This window comes from Serratia sp. Ae19-1 (assembly GCF_059801225.1).
The window spans coordinates 1-23294 of sequence record NZ_JBCHWD010000010.1 but is presented as its reverse complement, the minus strand read 5'-3'; the positions used below and the strand labels follow the sequence as shown (position 1 = coordinate 23294).

Sequence of the window (23294 nt, the reverse complement as noted above, 5' to 3'; positions counted from 1 at the left end):
CCAAGCAGATCGTCAGGAAAGTTTACTGGGCACCACCAGGCGGCGGATCCCCTGTTCACCGCTGAGCTGCGCCAGCAGCTGCTGCGCGGCCAGCAGGCCGGCGCTGCCGTAGCCGAACTCGACAGACAGGGTATCGGGGAACAGGAAGCTGAGCAGCGGGGTGTTGCCGATGGCGCACACCTGAATGGCGCGCGCCGGCTGTTGCTGCAGGTATTTGATCGCGCCGAGGGCGATGCTGTCGGAGGCGCAGATCAGCGCGCTGGTGTGCGCATCGATCACTTCGGCGGCGTGCTGGAAACCGCTCTGGTAACTCAGCTCGCCCAGCGTGGCGCGCGGCGTGAGCTTGAGGCGTTCACAGGCGTCGAGATAGGCCTGGTAGCGGCGCTGGCCGGTGGTGGCGTCGCTGAGCTGCACCCCCAGATAGCCGATATGCCGATGCCCCTGCCGGTACAGACGATCCATCAGCAGGTTCACCGCGCCGGCGTCGTCGTAGCAGACGGACGAGAAGCCGTCGTATTCGCGCACCATCACCACCATTTTTTCCTGCCACGGTTTGAGCATCGCCGCGGTCAGGCCGGTGAAGCCGAACAGGATCACCCCGTCGACGTTGCGCTGGTGCAGCACGTGCAGGTGCTCCTGCACCAGGCGGGTTTCGAACTGGCTCTCCATCACGATCGGATCGAAGCCCTGCTGGTACAGCAGCGGCAGCATGGTGCGCACCGCCTGGTTCTCCGACGGCGAATCGAGACGGGAAACGATGATGCCCACCACCTTGTCGCTCTGGCCGCGCATGGCGCGCGCCGACTTGGAGGGGGTAAACCCTTGCTGACGGATCACCGCTTCCACCCGTTCACGGGTTTGCGGGCTCACGCTGCCTTCATTGTTCAGCACGCGTGAGACGGTGGATTTGCCTACGCCGCTCAGGCGTGCGATGTCCTTGATGGTCAGCCGGTTTTGCATGGTTTACTTGTCGTTTAGGTTGTAAGGCGTAAATTGACGGCCAATAATGAATGCCCGTCAGCATAGCTCATTTTCCGACGCGGATCTTGATGCAAAACGGGATTGTGACATTGCGATGAACGGCCGCTCCTGCCGCTCTGTTTTTCCCTTTACCGGAGGTTATACCCCATATGGACCCCGACCCGACTGCTTTAGACACTCACTCGGTTCTCCGGTAAAACCTCTCCGCCTGGCGCTGCTGTTTTACCGGTGAAGTACATCACGGTAACCGGTGGCGCGCGCTTCGTCGTTCGCTCCTGCTGCTGAAAAAAGAATAAGGATCTGCATTGGCAGAGGCTTTTTGGCGTGCCCGCCATCCGCCCGGCCGATGACGATCCCCGTTTACCCGCTGCCGTGAGGCACCGGGCGACGAGGTGCGAACCATGAAACTGAAAAAACTCCCCCGTCAGCTGCTGGGCCTGTTCGCCCGCGGCCTTCCGCGCCGTTTGGTGCGCCGCGACAGCCTGCTGGACAGCGTCAGCGGCGCTGCGCGCGATATGCCGGCCGGCCTGGCGCAGCAGCGGCTGGAATGCGCCGCCGCAGAGACGATGCAGCTGTTTGAGCGTTTCCACAGCCACCCGGAAGGTATCACCGCCCATGAGGCGGAACAGGTGCGTCAACGCTGCGGCGAGAACGTCATCGACGATCAGCAGAAAGAGGCCTGGTGGCAACACCTCTGGCACTGCTACCGCAACCCGTTCAATCTGCTGCTGACCGCGCTCGGCATGATCTCTTACGCCACCGAGGATCTCACCGGCGCCTTGGTGATCGCGCTGATGGTGCTGATCTCCACGCTGCTGAACTTCATCCAGGAGGCGCGCTCCAACCGGGCGGCCGATGCGCTGAAAGCGATGGTGAGCAACACCGCCACGGTGATCCGCAGCGATGCGCTCACCGGCAGGAGCGAGCATGTGGAGCTGCCGATCGCGCAGCTGGTGCCGGGCGATATCATCAAGCTGGCGGCCGGCGACATGATCCCAGCGGATCTGCGCGTGCTGTCGGCCAAGGATCTGTTCATCAGCCAGGCGGCGCTGACCGGCGAATCGTTGCCGGTGGAGAAATCTGCGGCGCCGCAGACGCTGGCGGCCGATCCGCTCGATTGCCAGAACCTGTGCTTCATGGGCACCAACGTGGTCAGCGGCACCGCGCTGGCGATGGTGATCGGCACCGGCGGCAGCACCTATTTCGGCCAGCTGGCGCAGCGTGTCACCAGCCAGGATGAGCAGCCGAACGCCTTCCAGAACGGTATCAGCAAGGTCAGCTGGCTGCTGATCCGCTTTATGCTGGTAATGACGCCGATCGTGCTGCTGATCAACGGCTACACCAAGGGCGACTGGTGGGAAGCGGCGCTGTTCGCGCTGTCGGTGGCGGTCGGGCTGACGCCGGAAATGCTGCCGATGATCGTCACCTCGACGCTGGCCAAAGGGGCGGTGAAACTGTCGCGCCAGAAGGTGATCGTCAAACGGCTGGACGCCATCCAGAACTTCGGCGCCATGGATATTCTGTGCACCGACAAGACCGGCACCCTGACCCAGGACAAGATCGTGCTGGAGCGCCACACCGACGTGTTCGGCGCCAGCAGCGAGCGGGTGCTGCGCTACGCCTGGCTGAACAGCTTCTACCAGACCGGGCTGAAAAACCTGCTCGACGTGGCGGTGCTGAGCTGCGCGGAGCAAAATCAGCAGCCGGAGGCGCTGCAGCACTACCGCAAGGTGGATGAGATCCCGTTCGACTTTGTGCGCCGCCGCATGTCGGTGGTGGTGGCCAAAGACAACGAGTATCACGAGCTGGTGTGCAAGGGCGCGCTGGAAGAGATGCTGGCGATTTGCAGCCACGTGCGCCACGAAGATGAGGTGATCCCGCTCAGCGAGGCGCTGCTGGCGCGCATTCGCCGCATCACCGACGATCTCAACCAGCAGGGGCTGCGGGTGGTGGCGGTGGCCAACAAGATCCTGCCGGCGCAAACCCATGAATACGGCGTGGCGGATGAATCGGACCTGATCCTCGAAGGTTACGTCGCCTTCCTCGATCCGCCGAAGGAGAGCACCGCGCCGGCGCTGGCGGCGCTGAAACAGAACGGCGTCACGGTGAAGATCCTCACCGGCGACAACGAGCTGGTGGCGGCCAAAGTATGCCGGGACGTCGGGCTGGCGGCCGATCACCTGCTGCGCGGCAGCGAGATCGAGCTGATGGACGACGAGCAGCTGGCGCAGGCGGCGGCGCGCACCACGGTGTTCGCCAAGCTGACGCCGCTGCACAAGGAGCGCATCGTCAAACTGCTGCGCCGTCAGGGGCACGTGGTGGGCTTTATGGGCGACGGCATCAACGATGCGCCGGCGCTGCGCGCGGCCGACATCGGCATCTCCGTCGATTCGGCGGTGGATATCGCCAAGGAAGCGGCGGACATCATTCTGCTGGAAAAAAGCTTGATGGTGCTGGAGCAAGGGGTGATCGAAGGGCGCCGCACCTTCGCCAACATGCTGAAATACATCAAGATGACCGCCAGCTCCAACTTCGGTAACGTGTTCAGCGTGCTGATTGCCAGCGCCTTCCTGCCGTTCCTGCCGATGTTGCCGCTGCACCTGTTGATTCAGAACCTGATGTACGACATCTCGCAGATCGCCATCCCGTTCGATAACGTCGACGACGATCAGATCACCCAGCCGCAGCGCTGGAACTCCGCCGATTTGGGGCGGTTTATGGTGTTCTTTGGGCCGATCAGTTCAATCTTCGACGTGCTGACCTTCAGCCTGATGTGGTGGGTATTCAAGGCCAATACGCCGGAAATGCAGACGCTGTTCCAGTCCGGCTGGTTCGTTGAAGGGCTGCTGTCGCAAACGCTGATCGTGCACATGATCCGCACGCGCAAAATTCCGTTTATCCAGAGCCGCCCGTCCTGGCCGCTGTGCATCATGACGCTGGCGGTGATCGCCACCGGCATCGGCCTGGTGTTCTCGCCGCTGGCCGGCTTCCTGCAGCTGCAGGCGCTGCCGCTCGCCTACTTCCCGTGGCTGGTGCTGATCCTCGCCGGTTACATGGTGCTGACCCAGTGCGTGAAAGGCTGGTTCGTGCGCCGCTACGGCTGGCAATAACCCGTTCGCCCCCTCCGGCCGGGAGGGGGCAATTGTGATCCCGTCCGCTTTTTCACCGCAACGGTTGGACATCTGTTCTGTGCTGAGTCTTTATCTACAGCGTTGGCTGTTTTCCCCTGCGCCTTTCAAGCCACCGCGTTGTTGTTTATCGCCTAGCGGTGGTTTGAAATTCATTGGGGATATTTTGTTTTTTTCCTCTGAGGAATTTCCGATGCACAGACCTTTCCGTTATACGCTACTGGCTTCATCGTTATGGCTTTCTTGCGGCGCGCTGGCGCAGCCGGCGGGCGATCTGCCGCTGATGCCCTGGCCGCAGCAGGTGGAAGTGACGCAACCGGCGGGCAAGCTGGTGCTGGATCACCGGCTGGCGTTAAGCCTCCAGGGCGACGATCTGGGTGACGCCTTGCCACGCTGGCGTCAGCGCATCGAACTGCAGACCGGCTGGACGCTGGCGCCGAGGGAAGAAGCGAACGGCGCGGCGATCAAGGTGGTGATCAAGGACCGGGTGGCGGCGCAGCCGCTGCCGGGCAGCGACGAAAGCTACCGGCTGGCGGTTACGGCGCAGGGCGCTACGCTGACCGCCAACACCCGCTTCGGCGCGCTGCGCGGCATGGAGACCCTGCTGCAGCTGCTGCAGACCGACGGGCAAAACACCTTCCTGCCGCTGGTGGATATCCGCGACGTGCCGCGCTTCCCGTGGCGCGGCGTGCTGCTGGATTCGGCGCGCCATTTCCTGCCGCTGCCGGACATTCTGCGCCAGCTTGACGGCATGGCGGCGGCCAAGCTCAACGTGTTCCATTGGCACCTGAGCGACGATCAGGGCTGGCGCTTCGCCTCCGAGCATTACCCCAAATTGCAGCAGCAGGCCAGCGACGGCCAGTTTTACACCCGCGAGCAAATGCGGCAGGTGGTGGCTTACGCCACGGCGCGCGGCATTCGCGTGGTGCCGGAGATCGACATGCCGGGGCACGCCTCCAGCATCGCGGTGGCCTATCCCGAACTGATGAGCGCGCCGGGGCCGTATCGCATGGAGCGCGAGTGGGGTGTGCATAAGCCGACGCTCGATCCGAGCCGTGACGAGGTTTATCAGTTTGTCGACACGATCGTCGGTGAACTGGCGGCGATCTTTCCCGATCCTTATCTGCACATTGGCGGCGATGAAGTTGACGCCAGCCAGTGGCGGGCGTCGCCGTCGATTCAGGCGTTTATGCAGAAGAACGGGCTGGCGGATACCCATGCGCTGCAGGCTTACTTCAACCAGAAGCTGGAAAAGATCCTCGAGAAGCACCAGCGGCAGATGGTTGGCTGGGATGAGATCTACCATCCGTCGCTGCCGCGTTCGATCGTCATTCAATCCTGGCAGGGGCAGGACTCGCTGGGCGCCAGCGCCCAGGACGGCTATCAAGGCATTCTCTCCACCGGTTTCTATCTCGATCAGCCGCAAAGCACCGCCTATCACTACCGCAATGAAATTCTGCCGCAGCCGCTGGGGGTCGAGACGGCGGTGCAGCCCGGCGAGCAGGCGCAAAGCTGGCGTTTCAGCATGCCGCGCCTGAAGGGCAGCGCGGTGGAAGGCAGCTTCACGCTGATCGAGGGCAAGCAGGGCTGGCGTGGCTTTATCGATTTCAACGGCAAGTCGCGCCGCGCGCTGCATGACATCGTCTGGCGCACGCCGCAGCAAGTGACGTTCCGCGTCGATACCTGGATGGGCGACACGCGGCCGGTGTTCACGCTGCAGCAGGACAAGCTCAGCGGCTATACGCTGGTCGGCAACGTGCGTTACCCCACCAGCGGTGACAAACTGGCTGCAGCGCCGGCGGGCAAGATGCCGGTGGTGCCGGACGAGAAGGGGCAGGCCAACATTCTCGGCGGCGAAGCGGCGCTGTGGGCGGAAAACGTGCGCGCGCCGCTGCTCGATATCAAGCTGTGGCCGCGCGCCTTCGCGGTGGCGGAGCGGCTGTGGTCGGCGCAGGACGTCACCGATGAAAGCAACATGTACCGGCGGCTGGCGGCGATCGACGCCTGGTCGGTGGTGTCGGTCGGCCTGCAGCAACATGCGGAAACGGCGCGCGAATTCACCCGCCTGAGCAACAGTGTGCAGATCGCGCCGCTGCAGATCCTGGCCGAGGCGGTGGAACCGGCGCAGTATTACACCCGCCAGCACCTGAAGTTCCAGGCCGGCAACTATCACCAGTTCGAACCGCTGAACCGCTTTGCCGATGCGCTGCCGCCGGAAAGCGAGGCGGTGCGCGCCATGCATGCCCAGGTCGCGGCCTTGTTGCAGGACAAGCGCGATAAGGCCGCGGCGCAGGCGCTGCGTGAACGGCTGCAGCGCTGGCAGACGAACGGCGCGGCGCTGCAGACGGCGATCGCGGGCAACCGCACGCTGCGGGATCTGGCGCCGGTGGCGCAGGACGTCGGCACCCTGGCCACGCTGGGCTTAACGCTGCTGGAGCGCCATCAGCAGGACAAACCGCTGAGCCGGGCCGAGGTCGAGCAAGCGCAGCGCCAGCTGGATGCGGCGGCGCAGACGCGCGACGAAGTGGTGATTGCGGCGGTATACCCGCTGGAGGCGCTGCTGCGTGGTCTTAAAACAGAGTGAGGACAAATAAAAACGGCCAGTCTGCACTGGCCGTGATGCGCGTACGTGTCGATTAACGACGCACGGCGATGGCTTCGATTTCGATCTTCACGTCTTTCGGCAGACGCGCCACTTCCACGCAGGAGCGGGCCGGGAACGGCGCGCTGTGCTCGGTGAAGAAGGCTTCGTACGCGGCGTTGACGGTGGCGAAGTCGTTCAGGTCTTTCACGAACACGGTGGTTTTCACGATGTCGGCAACGTTCAGGCCGGCGGCTTCGACGATCGCTTTGACGTTTTCCAGCGACTGGCGCGCCTGAGCGGCCACGTCGTCGGCGACGGCGCCGGTTTTCGGATCGACCGGGATCTGGCCGGAAGTGATGATCATGCTGCCCAGATCAACGCCCTGTACATAAGGACCAATGGCTGCCGGGGCGAGTTCAGTGCTGATGTTACGTGACATGTTTTCTCCTGATAGACCCGTTGTCTTTCACGCCGCCGCGCGGTCGGCCGCAGCGTAAAATTCGGTGGGTAGCAACGTGGGTAGAGTTATTTTCAGGCATCCATTATAGGGAGTGACGCGCAGATTAACAGCGCCGCTCCCGCAAAGGGGCAGAATTCAGTCCGCCTGCAGCACCACCTGATGCTCGAACTCTTTTTCGCAGTAGCGGCACTTCAGGTGCACTTCGCCATCGCGCGGCTTCACGCTGAAGCTCGACGCCACCGGCTCGCTGCGGCTGATGCAGTTGCCGTTCGGGCAGGTCAGCACGCCGTCGATGTGGTCCGGCAGGCTGAGAGTCAGCTTGCGCACCACTTCATAGTTATCGATGCGGTTCACCGTGGCCTTCGGCGCGTACATCGCCAGCTGGTTGGCCTGCTGCTCGGTCAGGAAGGTGTTCTCGATCTTGATCAGATCCTTGCGGCCCAGCTCGTTGGAAGGCAGGTTCAGGCCGATGGTGATGCGCTGGTCGGTGGCGGTCAGCTTGAACAGCGTCAGCAGTTTGAAACCGATCTGCGCCGGAATGTGGTCGATCACCGTGCCGCATTTGATCGCTTCGACCTGCAGTTTGTTGTCATGAGTCATGGCGGTTCCCCCTTAAAGAGCCAAATCTGCGTTGAGCACCAGCGCCAGCAGCGCCTGGCGGGCGAAGATGCCGTTGCCCGCCTGCTGGAAGTAGTAAGCGTGCGGCGTTTTATCCACGTCGGTGGCGATCTCGTCGATGCGCGGCAGCGGGTGCAGCACCTTGAGGTTGGCGCGCGCGCCGGCCAGATCCGCGGCGCGCAGCACGAACTGCGCCTTCACGTTGGCGTACTCGGACGGATCGAGGCGCTCTTTCTGCACCCGGGTCATGTAGAGAATATCCAGCTCCGGCACCACTTCTTCAATGCTGCCGTGCAGGCTGTACTCGATGCCTTTCTCGTCCAGCATTTTCAGGATGTAGGCCGGCATCGCCAACGCGTCCGGGGCGATGAAGTAGAAGCGGTTGCCTTCGAACTTGGCCAGCGCCTGGGTGAGCGAGTGCACGGTGCGGCCGTACTTCAGGTCGCCGACCATGGCGATGCTGAGGTTGCTCAGGCGGCCCTGGGTTTCCTGGATGGTGAACAGATCCAGCAGGGTTTGGGTCGGGTGCTGGTTGGCGCCGTCGCCGGCGTTGAGCACCGGCACGTTGCCGGAGAACTCCGAAGCCATGCGCGCCGCGCCTTCCTGCGGGTGGCGCATCACGATGGCATCTACGTAGGTGCTGATCACCGAGATGGTGTCGGCCAGGGTTTCGCCTTTCTTGCCGAGCGAGGTGTTGCTGCCGTCGGCGAAACCGACCACCGAGGCGCCGAGGCGGTGCATCGAGGTTTCGAACGACAGGCGGGTACGGGTCGAGGCTTCAAAGAAGCAGCTGGCGATCACCTTGTGTTTCAACAGCTCCGGCTGCGGGTTGTCTTTCAGACCGGCGGCGGTGCGCAGCACCAGCTCCAGATCCTCGCGGCTGAGATCGTTAATAGAGATGATGTGTTTGTGATACAGCGGGTTGGCCATTTTTCACTCCTCCTCGACGCGTGCCCGTGGCGCGGGACTTTGGGATATTCTCAAGGCAAAAAAAAGCCCCTCAATGAGGGGCTTGAAACGATCGGTTTAGCAACAGGAGAAACAACGGCAGCTGGCCGCCGATAGGCAGTCGGTTTTGTCGATTGCGGCTAACAAAACAAACGTCGTTTTTCATGCTTTCTCCTGGCAAATTGTGGCGCATTATACTCGCGCTTTTCGCCACTGCAAGCGTTAAAACGCCGTTTTTTGCCGCCCCGCAATCGATTGGCAGGTGATGGCCACCTGCCGGCTATTTGCTGACGCGATCGTAGTAGACCATGTCGGCGTTCAACCCCTGTTGATAGCCTTTGACGTTGTCGCGCAGCACCACTTCGGTTTTAGCCTGATCGATAAACACATACGGCGAACTGCGCTGCAGCTCCTGCTGCATGGCGGTGTACAGCGCACGGCGCTTGGCCGGATCGGCTTCGGCCAGCGCCGCCAGCGTCTGCTTATTCAACTGCGGGATTTGCCAGCCGTTCAGCCCGGCCACCGTGCTGCTCTTGCCGTCGTTGTAGGCGAAAGCGCTGGCGTTGGAGTGGGCATCGAAGTAATCCGGGATCCACAGGCGGATCGCCGCCTGGTGCTGTCTGGCGCGCACGCGGGAGTAAACCTGGCTGCCGGCGGCCGGCAGCAGCTCGACCTTCACGCCGGCGGCGGCGAAGCTGCCCTGCAGCGCCTGCGCAATGGTGATGAACGGCGGTTTGTTCTCCACGTCCAGCGTAAAGGCGGCGTGGGTGATCCCCGCCTTGGCCAGGATGGCTTTCGCCTTGGCCGGATCGTAGCTGAACGGGTTGGTCTCCAGCGCGCCCGGCAGGCCGACCGGCAGGAAGCTCTGGTGCACGAAATATTGGCCCTTCAGCAGATCTTTCGTGATGCCTTGATAATCCACCAGGTAGCGCGCCGCTTCCCAGAAGGCCGGGTTGCCCAGCAGCGGATTGGCGCCGTTGCCGGCGTTGAACACCAGGTAGTTTTGCTCGGCGGACGGGATCTCCAGCACCTTGACGCCGGGCTGGTTCTTCAACGTATCGGTCTGGTCGGCGCCCAGTTCGCGGGCGATATCGGCGTCGCCCTGCTGGATCAGCAGGCGGCGGGTGGCCGGGTCCGGCACGTTTTTAATGATGATGTTTTTCAGCTGCGGCTTGTCGCCCGGCGTCGATGGGTTGGCGTCCAGCACGATCGCCTGGTGCGGCTGATAGACGCGCATCTTGAACGGGCCGCTGCCGGCGGAGTGCATTTTCAGCCAGGCGTTGCCGAAGTCGCCGTCCTTGACGTTGGCCAGCGCCGCCTTGCTGTCGACGATCGAAGCGATCGGCGTCGAGAGGATATTCAGCGCCACCGCCGGGCTGACGTCCGCCACCCAGCGCAGCTGCACGGTATGTTCGTCGATCTTCTTCAGTTGCGCGTCGATGTTGTCCGGCTGCCAGCCGAGCACGTTGAGGATGAACGCCGGCGACTTGTTCATCTTGACCGCGCGGCTGTAGGAGAAGATCACGTCGTCGGCGGTCAGCGGGTTGCCGGAGGCGAACGCCGCCTGCGGCCGCAGTTTCACCGTCAGCGTTTTGGCCGCCGCATCGCTCTGCCAGCTTTCCGCCAGCACCGGTGCCACCTTGGCCGGATCGTCGCGATCCGCCTGCACCAATCGTTGATACAGGCTGGGCACCGTCTGGATGCTGGAGAGTTCGTTGGCTTCCGCCGGATCGAGGCTGACGATGTCATCCAGCGATTGCACCACCACCAGCGTATTCGGCGGCGTGGCGGCTAACGCGGTGGCGGGCAGGGCGGCGAGCAGGAACAGCGGCAAGAGTTTGGCTTTCATCGGTGTATATCCCCTGAAGGCGCCACAAGGCGGCGCTGAGAACGGTTTGTTATCGTTGGTTTTTACGGCGCGGGTGCCGTCGGCCTGTCACGGTAGAACCTTTACCGGTGGTGGGCAAAGGTCAATCCGCTATTTGATATTCCAGGAATATATTAGCCGCCCTGGCCGGGGGCGCCAGGGCGGAGGGGGGGGATTGTCAGAGCGTTTCGCTCAGCGTGGCGACCAGCACCGCCTTGATGGTGTGCAGCCGGTTTTCCGCCTGATCGAACACCACGCTGTGCGCCGATTCGAACACCTCGTCGGTCACTTCCATGCCGCCGTGCAGATCGTACTGCTGCGCCATCTGCTTGCCGAGCGTGGTTTGGTCGTCGTGGAACGCCGGCAGGCAGTGCAGGAACTTCACGTTCGGGTTGCCGGTCAGCTTCAGCATCGCCATGTTGACCTGATACGGCCGCAGCAGCGCGATACGCTCCTGCCAGGTCTCTTTCGGTTCGCCCATCGACACCCAGACGTCGGTGTAGAGGAAGTCGGCGTCTTGCACCCCTTCGGCGATGTCTTCGGTCAGGGTGAGTTTCGCGCCGGTTTGCTGCGCCAGCGCCTGACACTCGGCCACCAGCTCCGGCTGCGGCCAGCAGGCCTTCGGCGCCACCAGCCGCAGATCCATGCCCGCCAGCGCGGCGGCTTCCAGCAGCGTGTTGCCCATGTTGTTGCGCGCGTCGCCGACGTACGCCAGCTTCACCTCGCTCAGCGCCTTGCCCGGCAGATGCTCCTGTACGGTGAGCAGATCCGCCAGCAGCTGAGTAGGGTGGAACTCGTCGGTCAGGCCGTTCCACACCGGCACGCCGGCGTGCTGCGCCAGGGTTTCCACCAGCGCCTGGCCGTAGCCGCGATACTGAATACCGTCGTACAAGCGGCCCAGCACCCGGGCGGTGTCTTTCATCGACTCTTTATGGCCGATCTGGCTGCCGCTTGGGCCGAGATAGGTCACCTGTGCGCCCTGATCGAATGCGGCAACTTCGAAAGAGCATCGCGTACGGGTCGAGTCTTTTTCGAAGATGAGCGCAATGTTTTTGCCCTGCAGCCGGCGCTGTTCCTGCCCCAGCTTTTTGGCCTGTTTCAGATCGGCCGCCAGCTTCAGCAGCGCCTGCAGTTCGGCGGGGGTGAAATCCATTAACCTCAGAAAGTGACGTTGGTAGAACGCATTGCCGGTGCTCATAGTCCGATCCCCTGATTGTGTAATTGAATTAAAATTCACTTTATATGTATGAATATTCAATTTCAACCCCAACATGGAAATCTTTCACGTTTATCGTGGAAGCAACGTCGGCGGTGTGTGAAAATAGAAGGAATGAAGGCCATTTGACTTGAGGATATAGGCATGGCAAACCGCGAATTGCTGGAAGAACAACGTGAAGAGACCCGCCTGATCATCGAAGAGCTGTTGGAAGACGGCAGCGATCCGGACGCGCTCTACACCATCGAGCACCATCTGTCCGCCGAGAAATTTGAGGTTCTGGAGCAGGCCGCCGTTGAAGCCTTCAAGCTGGGCTACGAAGTGACCGACGCCGAAGAGCTGGAAGTGGAAGACGGTTCGCTGGTGATGTGCTGCGACGTGATCAGCGAAGTCGGCCTGAACGCCGAGCTGATCGACGCCCAGGTCGAGCAGCTGGTGGCGCTGGCGGAACGCTGCGGCGTCAACTACGACGGCTGGGGCACCTACTTCGAAGATCCGAACGGTGAAGACGGTGAGGATGACGAAGACGGCGACTACATCGACGAAGACGACGACGGCAAACGCCACTAATTCCTTTCCGATCAATACCTGTGGGCTGGCTTTCGCCGGCCCCTGATATCCCCGTCGTCTTTCAAGCTGCAGCGTTGTTGGCTGCACTCCCTCACCCCAGTCACTTACCTAAGTAAGCTCCTGGGGATGAGTGAGCTGGCTGCTTAGCTGCAACTTGAAATACATAGGGCAATGACGCCATGACATACCAATCCCTGTTAGCCCCGATTTTAAGCTTCCTGCACTGTGAAACCCCCGACGCCTGGATCGACGCTGCGCGCCGTCCGGAAAACCTGCAGCTGTTGCTGACCGACCACCTGGTGTGCGAGCTGAAAGCCGCGCAGACCGGCATGTGGCTGATCCGCCGCTACGTGGCGGACAAAGAGAGCGGCGACGCGCTGTTGGCGCTGCTGCGGCCCTACGAGGCGTTTCTGCACGAAGCGCAGGGCGCGCCGGACACGCTGTTCCGCCAGGGCCAGTTCACCCGCAAGATCCTGCCGAAAAACGGCTCGGCCTACGGCCAGGATCTGGCGGATCGCATGGTGCTGTTGATCAAGGAAGAGTTGCATCACTTCTCGCAGGTGCTGGAGATCATGCAGGCGCGCGGGATCCCGTATCGCAAGATCACCGCCAGCCGCTACGCCAAGGGCATGATCCGCGAGATCCGCACCCACGATCCGGCGACGCTGATCGACAAACTGATCTGCGGCGCCTACATCGAAGCGCGATCCTGCGAACGTTTCGCCAAACTGGCGCCGCACCTGGACGACGAGCTGAACCGCTTTTACGTCTCGCTGCTGCGCTCCGAAGCGCGCCACTATCAGGACTACCTGACGCTGGCCGAGCAGATCGCCGGCGGCGACATCAGCGAACGAGTGGCGCATTTCGGCCGCCTCGAAGCTGAACTGATCCTGTCGCCGGACAGCGAACTGCGCTTCCACAGCGGCGTGCCCGCCGCCGCCTGAGGTTGAGGCGCGCCCTTACTGCGGCGCGCCCAGCAGTAGATCCACCGCCTTTTCCGCCAGCATGATGGTCGGCGCATTGGTGTTGCCGCTGGTGACCTGCGGCATCACCGAACAGTCGATCACCCGCAGCTGTTCGAAACCGTGTACCCGTAACTGCGGATCGGTCACCGCGTCCTGCGGCGACGGCCCCATGCGGCAACTGCCCACCGGGTGATACACCGTCTTGCAGAAGTTTCGCACGAACTCTTCCAGCTGCGCCTCATCGCGCGTCCACTCCGGCTGCGGCATCAGCAGATCTTTGATCAGCGGCTTCAGCGCCGCGGTTTGCAGGAAGCGGAGGCCGAACTTCACCGCGCGCACGCTGCCGGCCAGATCGTCCGGGTGACCGAGGTAGTTGGCGTGCAGCTTGACCGGATCGCGCGGGTTGCTGCTGCGCAGCCGCACTTCGCCGCGTGCCTTCGGCTGCAGGTAGCCGACCTTGAGCGTGAAACCGTGAATGTTCGGCAGCGGTTCGCCGGGCACGTCGTCCCAGTTGTCCAACATTGGCAGGAAGTGGATCTGCACGTCCGGCCGGCCGTCGCCCTGGCTGTCGGTGAAGGCGGCGCCTTCCAGCACGTTGGACGAGAGCACGCCGCTGCGAAACGCCAGCCACTGCGCGCCGTGGCTCAGCGCCTGCAGGCCGCGATCGGCACCGAACAGGCTGATCGGCTCGCGGATGCTGACGTTGATCGACATGTGCAGATGGTCGTGAAAGTTTTTGCCCACCGGCAGATCCGCCCGCACCTCGATGCCCAGCTGCTGCAGGTGGTCGCGCGGACCGATGCCGGACAACATCAGCAGCTTCGGCGAGCCGACCGCGCCGGCGCTGACGATCACCTCTTTGGTGGCGCGGGCGGTGACTTCTGTGCCGCCGTTTTGGCTGTAGACCACGCCGGTGGCGACGTTACCCTCGAAGGTCAGTCGGTGCGCCAGGGCGTTCAGTTTCACCACCAGCCGCCGTTCGTCGCGCACCGCCTTCAGGTAGGTGCGGGCGGTGCTGGCGCGCTCGCCGTTGTGGGTGGTGGTTTGGTAGAAACCGACGCCGTGCTGGCTGTCGCCGTTGAAGTCGTTGCGATAGGGCAGGTTCAGCTCCTGGCCGGCGCGGATAAACGCCATGCTGAGCGGGTGGCGGTAGCGATTCTCGCTGACCGGCAGCAGCCCGTCGGCGCCGTGGTAGTCGTCGGACAGGCTTTCGTTGGCCTCGGCGCGCTTGAAGTAGGGCAACACCTCGCGGTAGCTCCAGCCGGTGCAGCCGTAGCGTTCGGCCCAGTCGTCGTAATCTTGCGGCTGGCCGCGCAGGTAGATCATGCCGTTGACCGAACTGCTGCCGCCCAGCACCTTGCCCTGCGCGATCTGCATGCGGCGGTTATTGGCATGCGGTTCCGGCTCCGTTTCGTAGGGCCAACTCTTTTTGGCGATGATCTTGGCCACCCCGGCCGGCATCTTGATGAACAGGTTATTGTCGTCGCCGCCGGCTTCCAGCAGCAGCACCCGCGCCTGGGTGCGGCGGATAAGCTGCGCCGCCAGCACGCAGCCGGCGGAACCGGCGCCGACGATGATGTAATCAAAGGTATTTTCCGACATGACAGCTCTCCGTGCGCGATTGAGATACAGGAAGAGTAGCTCGGGGGAAAAGGTGGTCAATTTACGATCGTTAATTTATTAACGAACTTCACATTAAATTTACATCGTGGTTTTTAACGTCAGTTTATCTGCTTGAAAAACGGCGTTATAGCGAGTTTTACTGATTGATTGCGATATTAATAAAAAAGGCGCAGCAAGCTGCGCCCTGATGAAGAGGCGGGGAAGGATTACAGCGTTTTCAGCATGGTGACTTCGCAATCGACGTGGCCGGTGGCGCCCATCGCGTGGTCGATGTGTTCGAAGCCAAGGTGTTCGTACAGCGCAACGGCCTGCGTCAGGCTGGCGGTGGTCTCGAGGTAACAACAGCGGAAGCCGTGCTGGCGGGCGAAATCCAGCGCCTGCAGCGCCAGGCGTTTCGCCAATCCCTTGCCGCGCAACACCGGCAGGAAATACATTTTCTGCAATTCGCAAATATCGTCTGCGCCACCCTGCAACGGCGCGATGCCGCCGCCGCCGGCGACCTGGCCGTCCACCTCGATCACCCAGTAAGCGCTGCGCGGCAGGCTGTAGAGCTGATACAGGGCATCCAGGTTGGGATCGGAGACGGTATAGCCTTTATCCGCCGTCAGGCCGTGCTCGGCGGAGACTTCGCGAATGACGTGAGCAATGGCGGGATTGTCTTCCGCCGTGATGGGGCGCACCAGCAGGCGCGCCGGGGTTGCTGTTGTCATGTTTACACTCGCCATTGAAAGAGACCACGTTCGTTTTTCATTTTTATCGCAGCGCGAAACGCGCCGGGGTTATTTCCCGGCGGCGTCCTTGCGGCAGTAATATCTTGTAATAACATCTAACCCGGCCCGGATGCAACGGCGATAAAAAAACAGCGGGGAAGACCCCGCTGTTTTTCAGGCGTTGGCGTGAGCCGGTGGATTACAGCGCGGCGATGGTCGCCTGCTGTTCCTGCAGCTTCACTTTGCCTTCTTTGCAGGCCGCCAGACGATCGCGCTCTTTGGCAACTACCGCTTCCGGCGCGCGCGCCACGAAGCCTTCGTTCGCCAGCTTGCCTTCGATCGAAGCGATTTCCGCATCCAGCTTGCCCATCTCTTTCGCCAGACGCGCGATCTCGGCGTCCTTGTCGATGAAACCGGCCATCGGGATCAGCAGCTCGGCGCCGTCCACCAGCTTGGTGACGGAGACCGGGCCTTTCTCACCGGCCGGCAGCAGCGCGATGGATTCCAGACGCGCCAGACGGGCGATAAAGCTCTGGTTCTCCTGCACGCGGCGCTGGGCGTCGGCGCTGCAGTTGCGCAGCAGCACGTCGAGCGCTTTGCTTGGCGCGATGTTCATCTCGGCGCGGATGTTGCGCACGGCGATGATGGTTTGCTTGATCCACTCCAGATCGTTCAGCGCCTGCTCGTCTTCCAGCGCGGCGTCGTAGGCCGGGAACGGCTGCAGCATGATGGTATCTGCGGTCGTGCCGGTCAGCGGCTTCACGCGCTGCCAGATGGTTTCGGTGATGAACGGAATGATCGGGTGCGCCAGGCGCAGCAGCGCTTCCAGCACGGTGATCAGCGTGTGGCGGGTGCCGCGCTGTTCCGCTTCGCTGCCGTTGCTCACGACAGGCTTGGTCAGCTCCAGATACCAGTCGCAGAACTGGTTCCAGGTGAATTCGTACAGGATGTTGGCCGCCAGATCGAAGCGGTAGGTATCCAGCGCTTCGCGGTAGGCTTTCACCGTGCGGTTGAATTCGGCCAGGATCCAGCGATCCGCCAGCGACAGCACTTTCTCGCCGCCGTTGAAGCCGCAGTCGTGCGCTTCGGTGTTCATCAGTACGAAGCGGCTGGCGTTCCACAGCTTGTTACAGAAGTTGCGGTAGCCTTCCAGGCGCTTCATGTCCCAGTTGATGTCGCGGCCGGTCGAGGCCAGCGCCGCCAGGGTGAAGCGCAGGGCGTCGGTGCCGTGCGGCTCGATGCCGTTCGGGAATTGCTTCTCGGTGCGCTTGCGGATTTTCTCCGCCAGCTGCGGCTGCATCATGTTGCCGGTGCGTTTTTCCAGCAGATCTTCCAGCGAGATACCGTCGACCATATCCAGCGGATCGATCACGTTGCCTTTCGACTTGGACATCTTCTGGCCTTCGTCGTCGCGGATCAGGCCGGTCATGTAGACGGTCTTGAACGGCACCTGCGGCTTGCCGTTTTCATCCTTGATGAAGTGCATGGTCAGCATGATCATGCGCGCGATCCAGAAGAAGATGATGTCGAAGCCGCTGACCATCACGCTGGTCGGGTGGAAGGTTTTCAGCGCCTCGGTCTGCTCCGGCCAGCCCAGGGTGGAGAAGGTCCACAGGCCGGACGAGAACCAGGTGTCCAGCACGTCTTCGTCCTGGGTCAGCACCACGTCGGCGCCCAGGTTGTTCTCGCTGCGCACTTCTTCTTCGCTGCGGCCCACGTAGACTTTGCCGTTCACGTCGTACCAGGCCGGGATGCGGTGGCCCCACCACAGCTGACGCGAGATGCACCAGTCCTGAATGTCGCGCATCCAGCTGAAGTACATGTTTTCGTACTGCTTCGGTACGAACTGGATTTCGCCCTGTTCGACCGCTTCCACCGCCACTTTGGCCAGCGGCGCGGTGCGCACGTACCATTGGTCGGTCAGCATCGGCTCGATCACCACGCCGCCGCGATCGCCGTAAGGCACCGTCAGGTCGTGCGGTTTGATCTCGTCCAGCAGGCCCAGCTGGTCGAAGGCGGCCACTACCGCTTTACGCGCCGCGAAGCGCTCCAGGCCGCGGAACTCGGCCGGGATCTCGTTGCAGTAGTCGGTGCAGATTTCGCCCAGGGTGTTGAACACTTCTGCTTCCTGACGGATGTCGCCGTCGAAGGTCAGAATGTTGATCATCGGCAGGCCGTGGCGTTTGCCGACTTCGTAGTCGTTGAAATCGTGCGCCGGGGTGATCTTCACGCAGCCGGTGCCTTTTTCCATATCGGCGTGTTCGTCGCCGACGATGCGGATGCGGCGGCCGACCAGCGGCAGAATGATCTCTTTGCCGATCAGGTCCTTATAGCGCGGATCTTCCGGGTTGACGGCCACGCCGGTATCGCCCAGCACGGTTTCCGGACGGGTGGTGGCGACCACCAGGTAGTCTTTGCCCTCGGCGGTTTTCGCGCCGTCGGCCAGCGGGTAGCGCAGGTGCCACATGGAACCTTTGGACTCGCGGTTTTCCACTTCCAGATCGGAGATGGCGGTGCGCAGCTTCGGATCCCAGTTCACCAGGCGCTTGCCGCGGTAGATCAGGTCTTCTTTGTGCAGACGGACAAACACTTCGCGCACCGCGTTCGACAGGCCTTCGTCCATGGTGAAGCGCTCGCGCTCCCAGTCCACGGAGTTGCCCAGACGGCGCATCTGACGGGTAATAGTGCCGCCGGATTCCGCCTTCCACTGCCAGATCTTGTCGATGAACGCGTCACGGCCGTAGTCGTGGCGGGTTTTGCCTTCTTCCGCGGCGATCTTGCGCTCTACCACCATCTGGGTGGCGATGCCGGCGTGGTCGGTGCCCGCCTGCCACAGGGTGTTTTTACCCTGCATGCGCTGATAGCGAATCATGGTGTCCATGATGGTCTGCTGGAACGCGTGGCCCATGTGCAGGCTGCCGGTGACGTTCGGCGGCGGGATCATGATGCAGAAGCTTTCCTGGCTGGTGTCGCCGTTCGGCTTGAAGTAACCCTGATTCTCCCAGTGATCGTACAGCTTCTGTTCGATCTGTTTTGGGTCGTATGCGGTGTCGAGCTGACTGTTTGTCTTTTCCATTCTTTATCGTATTCAGTGAGTTGGCGGCGTAGCCGTGGTCAAATGGAAGCCGACGCTGCGATAGGCCTTGTAACGGTCGCGCGCCAACTGTTTCAGAGTGTCTTCGTAAGGAACGAAGTCTACCACTTCATGGAAAGCGGTAGCAAAATCGGCAAACTGCGGCAGCAGGGCGATCAGCAGATCGCGCGGGGCGTTGCCGCGCTTACCGGGCCAGCACAGTTCCACCGGCGCGCCGTAGTGCGGCCCTTCGCCGGCCAGGTTGTGCGGCACGAATTCATGCGGCTCGCGCTGCCACAGCGCTTCGTCCAGCCGCTGGGCCTGCTCCTGGCTCTCGCAGGCGATCAGCACCCGCTTGCCGGAACGCCAGCGTTCGGCGGCAACGGCGCAGGCCACGGCCTCATGGGCGCTGAGCGCGCCTGACGGTTCCGCGTTGTCGAGCAAATAAAACGTCGCCTGTTTCATTAAAGATCCACCGCTGCCGATAAAAAAATGTAGGGGCACAGCATGCTGTGCCCCTTGGGATTATACCTGAATTACCGCTCAGATTTAATCGTCGCCGTTCAGACCTGCACGGTTGAGCAGGAACTGCGACAGCAGCGCCACCGGGCGGCCGGTCGCGCCCTTGGCTTTACCGGAACGCCAGGCGGTGCCGGCGATATCCAGGTGCGCCCAGGTGTACTTGCGGGTGAAGCGCGACAGGAAGCAGGCGGCGGTGATGGCGCCGCCAGGGCGGCCACCGATGTTCGCCATGTCGGCGAAGTTGGAGTCCAACTGCTCGTAGTACTCGTCGGCCATCGGCAGGCGCCAGGCGCGGTCGCCGGCCTGCTCGGAAGCGCCCAGCAGCTCGTGCGCCAGCGGATTGTGGTTCGACATCAGGCCGGTGATGTGGTGGCCCAAGGCGATCACGCAGGCGCCGGTCAGGGTGGCGATGTCGATCACCAGCTCCGGCTCGAAGCGCTCGACGTAGGTCAGGGTATCGCACAGCACCAGACGGCCTTCGGCGTCGGTGTTGAGCACCTCGACGGTCTGGCCGGACATGGTAGTCAGCACGTCGCCCGGACGATACGCCCGGCCGCCCGGCATGTTTTCACAGCCGGCCAGCACGCCGATCACGTTCAGCGGCAGGTTCAGCTCAGCCACCACGCGCATCACGCCGTACACGGTCGCCGCGCCGCACATGTCGTATTTCATCTCGTCCATGCCGTCGGCCGGTTTGATCGAGATGCCGCCGGAGTCGAAGGTCAGCCCTTTGCCGACCAGCACGATCGGCTTAGCGTCCGGATTTGGGTTGCCCTTATATTCCATCACCGACATCAATGATTCGTTCTGCGAACCGGCACCGACCGCCAGATAGGCGTTCATGCCCAGCTCTTTCATCTGCTGTTCGCCGATGACGCGGGTAGTGATGTTGGTGCTGAAGGCGTCCGCCAGCTGACGGGCCTGCGAGGCCAGGTAGCCGGCGTTACAGATGTTCGGCGGCATGTTGCCGAGATCTTTGGCCGCCTTGATGCCGGAAGCTACCGCCAGGCCGTGCTGAATCGCGCGCTCGCCGCTGGTGAGCTCACGGCGGGTCGGCACGTTGAACACCATTTTGCGCAGCGGACGACGCGGCTCCACCTTGTTGCTTTTCAGCTGATCGAAGGTGTAGAGCGTCTCTTTGGCGGTTTCTACCGCCTGACGCACTTTCCAGTAGGTGTTGCGGCCTTTCACGTGCAGCTCGGTCAGGAAGCAGACCGCTTCCATCGAGCCGGTGTCGTTGAGGGTATTGATGGTTTTCTGGATCACCTGCTTGTATTGGCGCTCATCGAGCTCGCGCTCTTTGCCGCAGCCGATCAGCAGGATGCGCTCGGAGAGAATGTTGGGCACATGGTGCAGTAGCAGCGTCTGCCCGACCTTGCCTTCCAGTTCGCCACGGCGCAGTAATGCGCTGATATAACCATCACTGATTTTGTCGAGTTGTTCTGCGATAGGGGACAGGCGGCGCGGTTCGAAAACGCCGACTACAATACAGGCACTGCGCTGTTTTTCCGGGCTACCGCTTTTTACACTGAACTCCATGCACTCTCCTGAATCTTAAAGACAAAGGCGGACGCTACGGCTAGAATAACCGACTCCGTAACGATCTCCTGCCATTTGAGTTAACGGATTATGTTAACCTGAACGGCATAAATTGCTCTGTTTTGGCGACTATAAGCAAGTTCCTATAGGACACCCAAACGGCTTGATGTTGTAATACTATTTTAGCTGTGAAGGTTGCCATATGATGAGAATAAATGGCGGATTAACGATGAAATTATCGATTTTCCTGCAAAAAGACAAGTTTTCACAGGCGTAATAAGCGTGATCATCATAAGATATCTGGTACGGGAAACGCTCAAGAGCCAAATCGCCATCCTGTTCATCCTGCTTCTGATCTTCTTTTGTCAGAATTTGGTCAGGGTGTTGGGCGACGCGGTGGACGGCAATATCCCGACAAACTTAGTTCTCTCTCTGCTCGCGTTGGGCGTGCCGAAAATGGCGCAGCTCATCCTGCCTTTGAGCCTGTTTCTCGGCTTGCTGATGACGCTTGGCCGGTTGTATACCGAGAGCGAGATCACCGTCATGCACGCCTGCGGGCTGGGTAAACGCACCCTGATTATCGCCGCCATGATCCTGGCGCTGCTCACCTCTGCGGTCGCGGCGGTGAACGTATTTTGGGCCGGCCCCTGGGCCTCGCGCTATCAGGACGTGGTGGTGAACGAAGCCAAGGCCAACCCGAGCATCGCCGGGCTGGCGGAAGGGCAGTTCAAACCCTCGCAGGACGGCAACGCGGTGCTGTTTATCGGCAACGTGAAGGGCAGCACCTTCCAGGACGTGTTCCTGGCGCAGCTGCGGCCGAACGGCAACCAACGCCCGTCGGTGGTGGTGGCCGAGCACGGCAACATCGTGCAGCAGAAAGACGGCTCGCAGGTGGTGACGCTCGACAAGGGCACCCGCTTTGAAGGCACCGCGCTGCTGCGCGACTTCCGCATTACCGACTTCACCGACTACAAGGCGGTGATTGGCCACCGCACCGTGGCGGCGGATAACACCGAATCCGAACAGATGTCGATGCAGACGCTGTGGGAGTCCGACGATCCGGACGCGCGCGCCGAGCTGCACTGGCGCCTGACGCTGGTGGTCTCGGTGGCGCTGATGGCGCTGCTGGTAGTGCCGCTCAGCGTGGTGAACCCGCGCCAGGGCCGCGTGCTGAGCATGCTGCCGGCCATCCTGCTGTATCTGATCTTCTTCCTGCTGCAGACCTCGCTGCGCTCCAACGCCGGCAAGGGCAAGCTGGATCCGATGCTGTGGCTGTGGCTGGTTAACGGCGTTTACTTCGCGATCGCGCTGGCGCTGAACCTGTGGGATACCGTGCCGATGCGCAAGCTGCGCGCACGCCTGAGAGGAGCGGCCTGATGTTTGGCGTATTAGACCGGTATATCGGTAAAACGATTTTCAACACCATCATCATGACGCTGTTCATGCTGGTGTCGCTGTCCGGCATCATCAAGTTCGTTGATCAGCTGCGCAAGGTGGGCCAGGGCGAATACACCGCGCTGAGCGCCGGCATGTACACCCTGCTGAGCGTGCCGAAAGACATCGAGATCTTCTTCCCGATGGCGGCGCTGCTTGGCGCGCTGCTCGGCCTGGGCCAACTGGCGACGCGCAGCGAACTGGTGGTGATGCAGGCTTCCGGCTTTACCCGCCTGCAGATCGCCGGCTCGGTGATGAAAACCGCCATTCCGCTGGTGCTGCTGACCATGGCGATCGGCGAGTGGGTAGCGCCGCAGGGCGAGCAGATGGCGCGTAACTACCGCGCCCAGCAGATGTACGGCGGCTCGCTGCTCTCCACCAAGAGCGGGCTGTGGGCGAAGGACGGCAACGACTTCATCTACATCGAGCGCGTCTCCGGCGATAAAGAACTCTCCGGCGTGAACATCTACCACTTCAACGATCAGCGTCGCCTCGAGACGGTGCGCTATGCCGCCACCGCCAGCTTCGAGAACGGCCTGTGGCAGCTTTCGCAGGTGGACACCTCGGATCTGACCAACCCGAAACAGGTGACCGGTACCCAGACGCTGACCGGCGAATGGAAAACCAACCTGACCCCGGACAAACTGGGCGTGGTGGCGCTGGATCCGGATTCGCTTTCCATCAGCGGGCTGCACAACTACGTGAAGTACCTGAAGCAGAGCGGCCAGGAATCCAACCGTTACCAGCTCAACATGTGGAGCAAAATCTTCTCGCCGCTGTCGGTGGCGGTGATGATGCTGATGGCGCTGTCGTTCATCTTCGGCCCGCTGCGCAGCGTGCCGATGGGCATCCGCGTGGTGACCGGCATCAGCTTCGGCTTCCTGTTCTACGTGCTGGATCAGATCTTCGGCCCGCTGAGCATGGTATACAGCATGCCGCCGGTGCTGGGCGCGCTGCTGCCGAGCATGCTGTTCCTGCTGATCAGCGTGTATATGCTGCTCAAACGCAAGTAGCGGGGCGATCGGTAGTGAAGAAAGGCGTGGCCGCGGGGCCGCG

At 62.0% G+C, this 23294-nt stretch carries 17 protein-coding genes; 6 read left to right on the top strand and 11 right to left on the bottom strand.

Features of this window, described 5'->3' with window-relative positions:
• Window positions 1–12: 12 nt before the first annotated feature.
• A complete protein-coding gene (treR, locus tag AAIE04_RS22435) occupies window positions 13–960 on the bottom strand; it encodes a trehalose operon repressor TreR (RefSeq protein WP_019453303.1) in 948 nt (315 codons plus the stop codon).
• 422 nt (window positions 961–1382) lie between these two features.
• Here treR and mgtA point away from each other — a divergent pair, with 422 nt between their 5' ends.
• Both mgtA and AAIE04_RS22425 read left to right on the top strand, forming a co-directional pair.
• Window positions 1383–4091, top strand: a complete 2709-nt coding sequence (gene mgtA / locus AAIE04_RS22430) for a magnesium-translocating P-type ATPase (RefSeq protein ID WP_498577705.1) — start codon at window positions 1383–1385, stop codon at window positions 4089–4091.
• Window positions 4092–4302: 211 nt separating this feature from the next.
• Complete coding sequence (locus tag AAIE04_RS22425; RefSeq protein ID WP_498577704.1) at window positions 4303–6693, top strand: beta-N-acetylhexosaminidase; 2391 nt, start codon at window positions 4303–4305, stop codon at window positions 6691–6693.
• 52 nt (window positions 6694–6745) lie between these two features.
• Here AAIE04_RS22425 and ridA read toward each other — a convergent pair whose 3' ends face one another.
• The 5 genes from ridA to argF form a co-directional block, all read right to left on the bottom strand.
• Window positions 6746–7132, bottom strand: a complete 387-nt coding sequence (ridA, locus tag AAIE04_RS22420) for a 2-iminobutanoate/2-iminopropanoate deaminase (RefSeq protein ID WP_019453299.1) — start codon at window positions 7130–7132, stop codon at window positions 6746–6748.
• A 156-nt stretch (window positions 7133–7288) separates the two neighbouring features.
• On the bottom strand, window positions 7289–7753 hold the full coding sequence (gene pyrI, locus AAIE04_RS22415; protein WP_019453298.1) for an aspartate carbamoyltransferase regulatory subunit: 465 nt from the start codon (window positions 7751–7753) through the stop codon (window positions 7289–7291).
• Between the two features lie 12 nt (window positions 7754–7765).
• Window positions 7766–8701, bottom strand: coding sequence for an aspartate carbamoyltransferase (gene pyrB, locus AAIE04_RS22410; protein WP_015376456.1), 936 nt, complete (start codon window positions 8699–8701; stop codon window positions 7766–7768).
• 298 nt (window positions 8702–8999) lie between these two features.
• The gene (locus AAIE04_RS22405) at window positions 9000–10568 is read right to left on the bottom strand and encodes an ABC transporter substrate-binding protein (RefSeq protein ID WP_498577703.1); all 1569 of its coding nucleotides are present in this window, start codon (window positions 10566–10568) and stop codon (window positions 9000–9002) included.
• A 196-nt stretch (window positions 10569–10764) separates the two neighbouring features.
• Window positions 10765–11784 (bottom strand): ornithine carbamoyltransferase, encoded by a 1020-nt coding sequence (argF, locus tag AAIE04_RS22400; RefSeq protein ID WP_004933372.1) that lies wholly within the window; start codon window positions 11782–11784, stop codon window positions 10765–10767.
• Between the two features lie 162 nt (window positions 11785–11946).
• Here argF and rraB point away from each other — a divergent pair, with 162 nt between their 5' ends.
• Window positions 11947–12372 (top strand): ribonuclease E inhibitor RraB, encoded by a 426-nt coding sequence (gene rraB, locus AAIE04_RS22395; protein ID WP_004933365.1) that lies wholly within the window; start codon window positions 11947–11949, stop codon window positions 12370–12372.
• Between the two features lie 179 nt (window positions 12373–12551).
• Window positions 12552–13316 carry a tRNA isopentenyl-2-thiomethyl-A-37 hydroxylase MiaE gene (gene miaE / locus AAIE04_RS22390; protein WP_015376459.1) on the top strand — a complete coding sequence of 255 codons (765 nt, stop codon included), beginning with the start codon at window positions 12552–12554 and terminating at the stop codon, window positions 13314–13316.
• Window positions 13317–13331: 15 nt separating this feature from the next.
• On the opposite strand, the gene AAIE04_RS22385 is transcribed toward miaE, so the two are convergent.
• From AAIE04_RS22385 to pepA, 5 genes are all read right to left on the bottom strand, one after another.
• Complete coding sequence (locus AAIE04_RS22385) at window positions 13332–14939, bottom strand: GMC family oxidoreductase (RefSeq protein WP_498577702.1); 1608 nt, start codon at window positions 14937–14939, stop codon at window positions 13332–13334.
• A 227-nt stretch (window positions 14940–15166) separates the two neighbouring features.
• Window positions 15167–15670 (bottom strand): GNAT family N-acetyltransferase, encoded by a 504-nt coding sequence (locus tag AAIE04_RS22380; protein WP_004933360.1) that lies wholly within the window; start codon window positions 15668–15670, stop codon window positions 15167–15169.
• Window positions 15671–15869: 199 nt separating this feature from the next.
• On the bottom strand, window positions 15870–18746 hold the full coding sequence (locus AAIE04_RS22375; RefSeq protein WP_498577701.1) for a valine--tRNA ligase: 2877 nt from the start codon (window positions 18744–18746) through the stop codon (window positions 15870–15872).
• A 12-nt stretch (window positions 18747–18758) separates the two neighbouring features.
• Entirely contained in the window at window positions 18759–19208 is a 450-nt protein-coding gene (locus tag AAIE04_RS22370) for a DNA polymerase III subunit chi (RefSeq protein WP_016929275.1), read from the bottom strand.
• 84 nt (window positions 19209–19292) lie between these two features.
• Window positions 19293–20804: a leucyl aminopeptidase gene (gene pepA, locus AAIE04_RS22365; RefSeq protein ID WP_004933352.1), complete on the bottom strand. Its 1512-nt coding sequence runs from the start codon at window positions 20802–20804 to the stop codon at window positions 19293–19295.
• Window positions 20805–21086: 282 nt separating this feature from the next.
• Here pepA and lptF point away from each other — a divergent pair, with 282 nt between their 5' ends.
• Window positions 21087–22181: an LPS export ABC transporter permease LptF gene (gene lptF / locus AAIE04_RS22360; protein WP_197667662.1), complete on the top strand. Its 1095-nt coding sequence runs from the start codon at window positions 21087–21089 to the stop codon at window positions 22179–22181.
• Window positions 22181–23251 (top strand): LPS export ABC transporter permease LptG, encoded by a 1071-nt coding sequence (gene lptG / locus AAIE04_RS22355; protein WP_019453290.1) that lies wholly within the window; start codon window positions 22181–22183, stop codon window positions 23249–23251. The genes lptF and lptG overlap by 1 nt, the downstream gene beginning before the upstream one ends.
• Window positions 23252–23294: the final 43 nt, after the last annotated feature.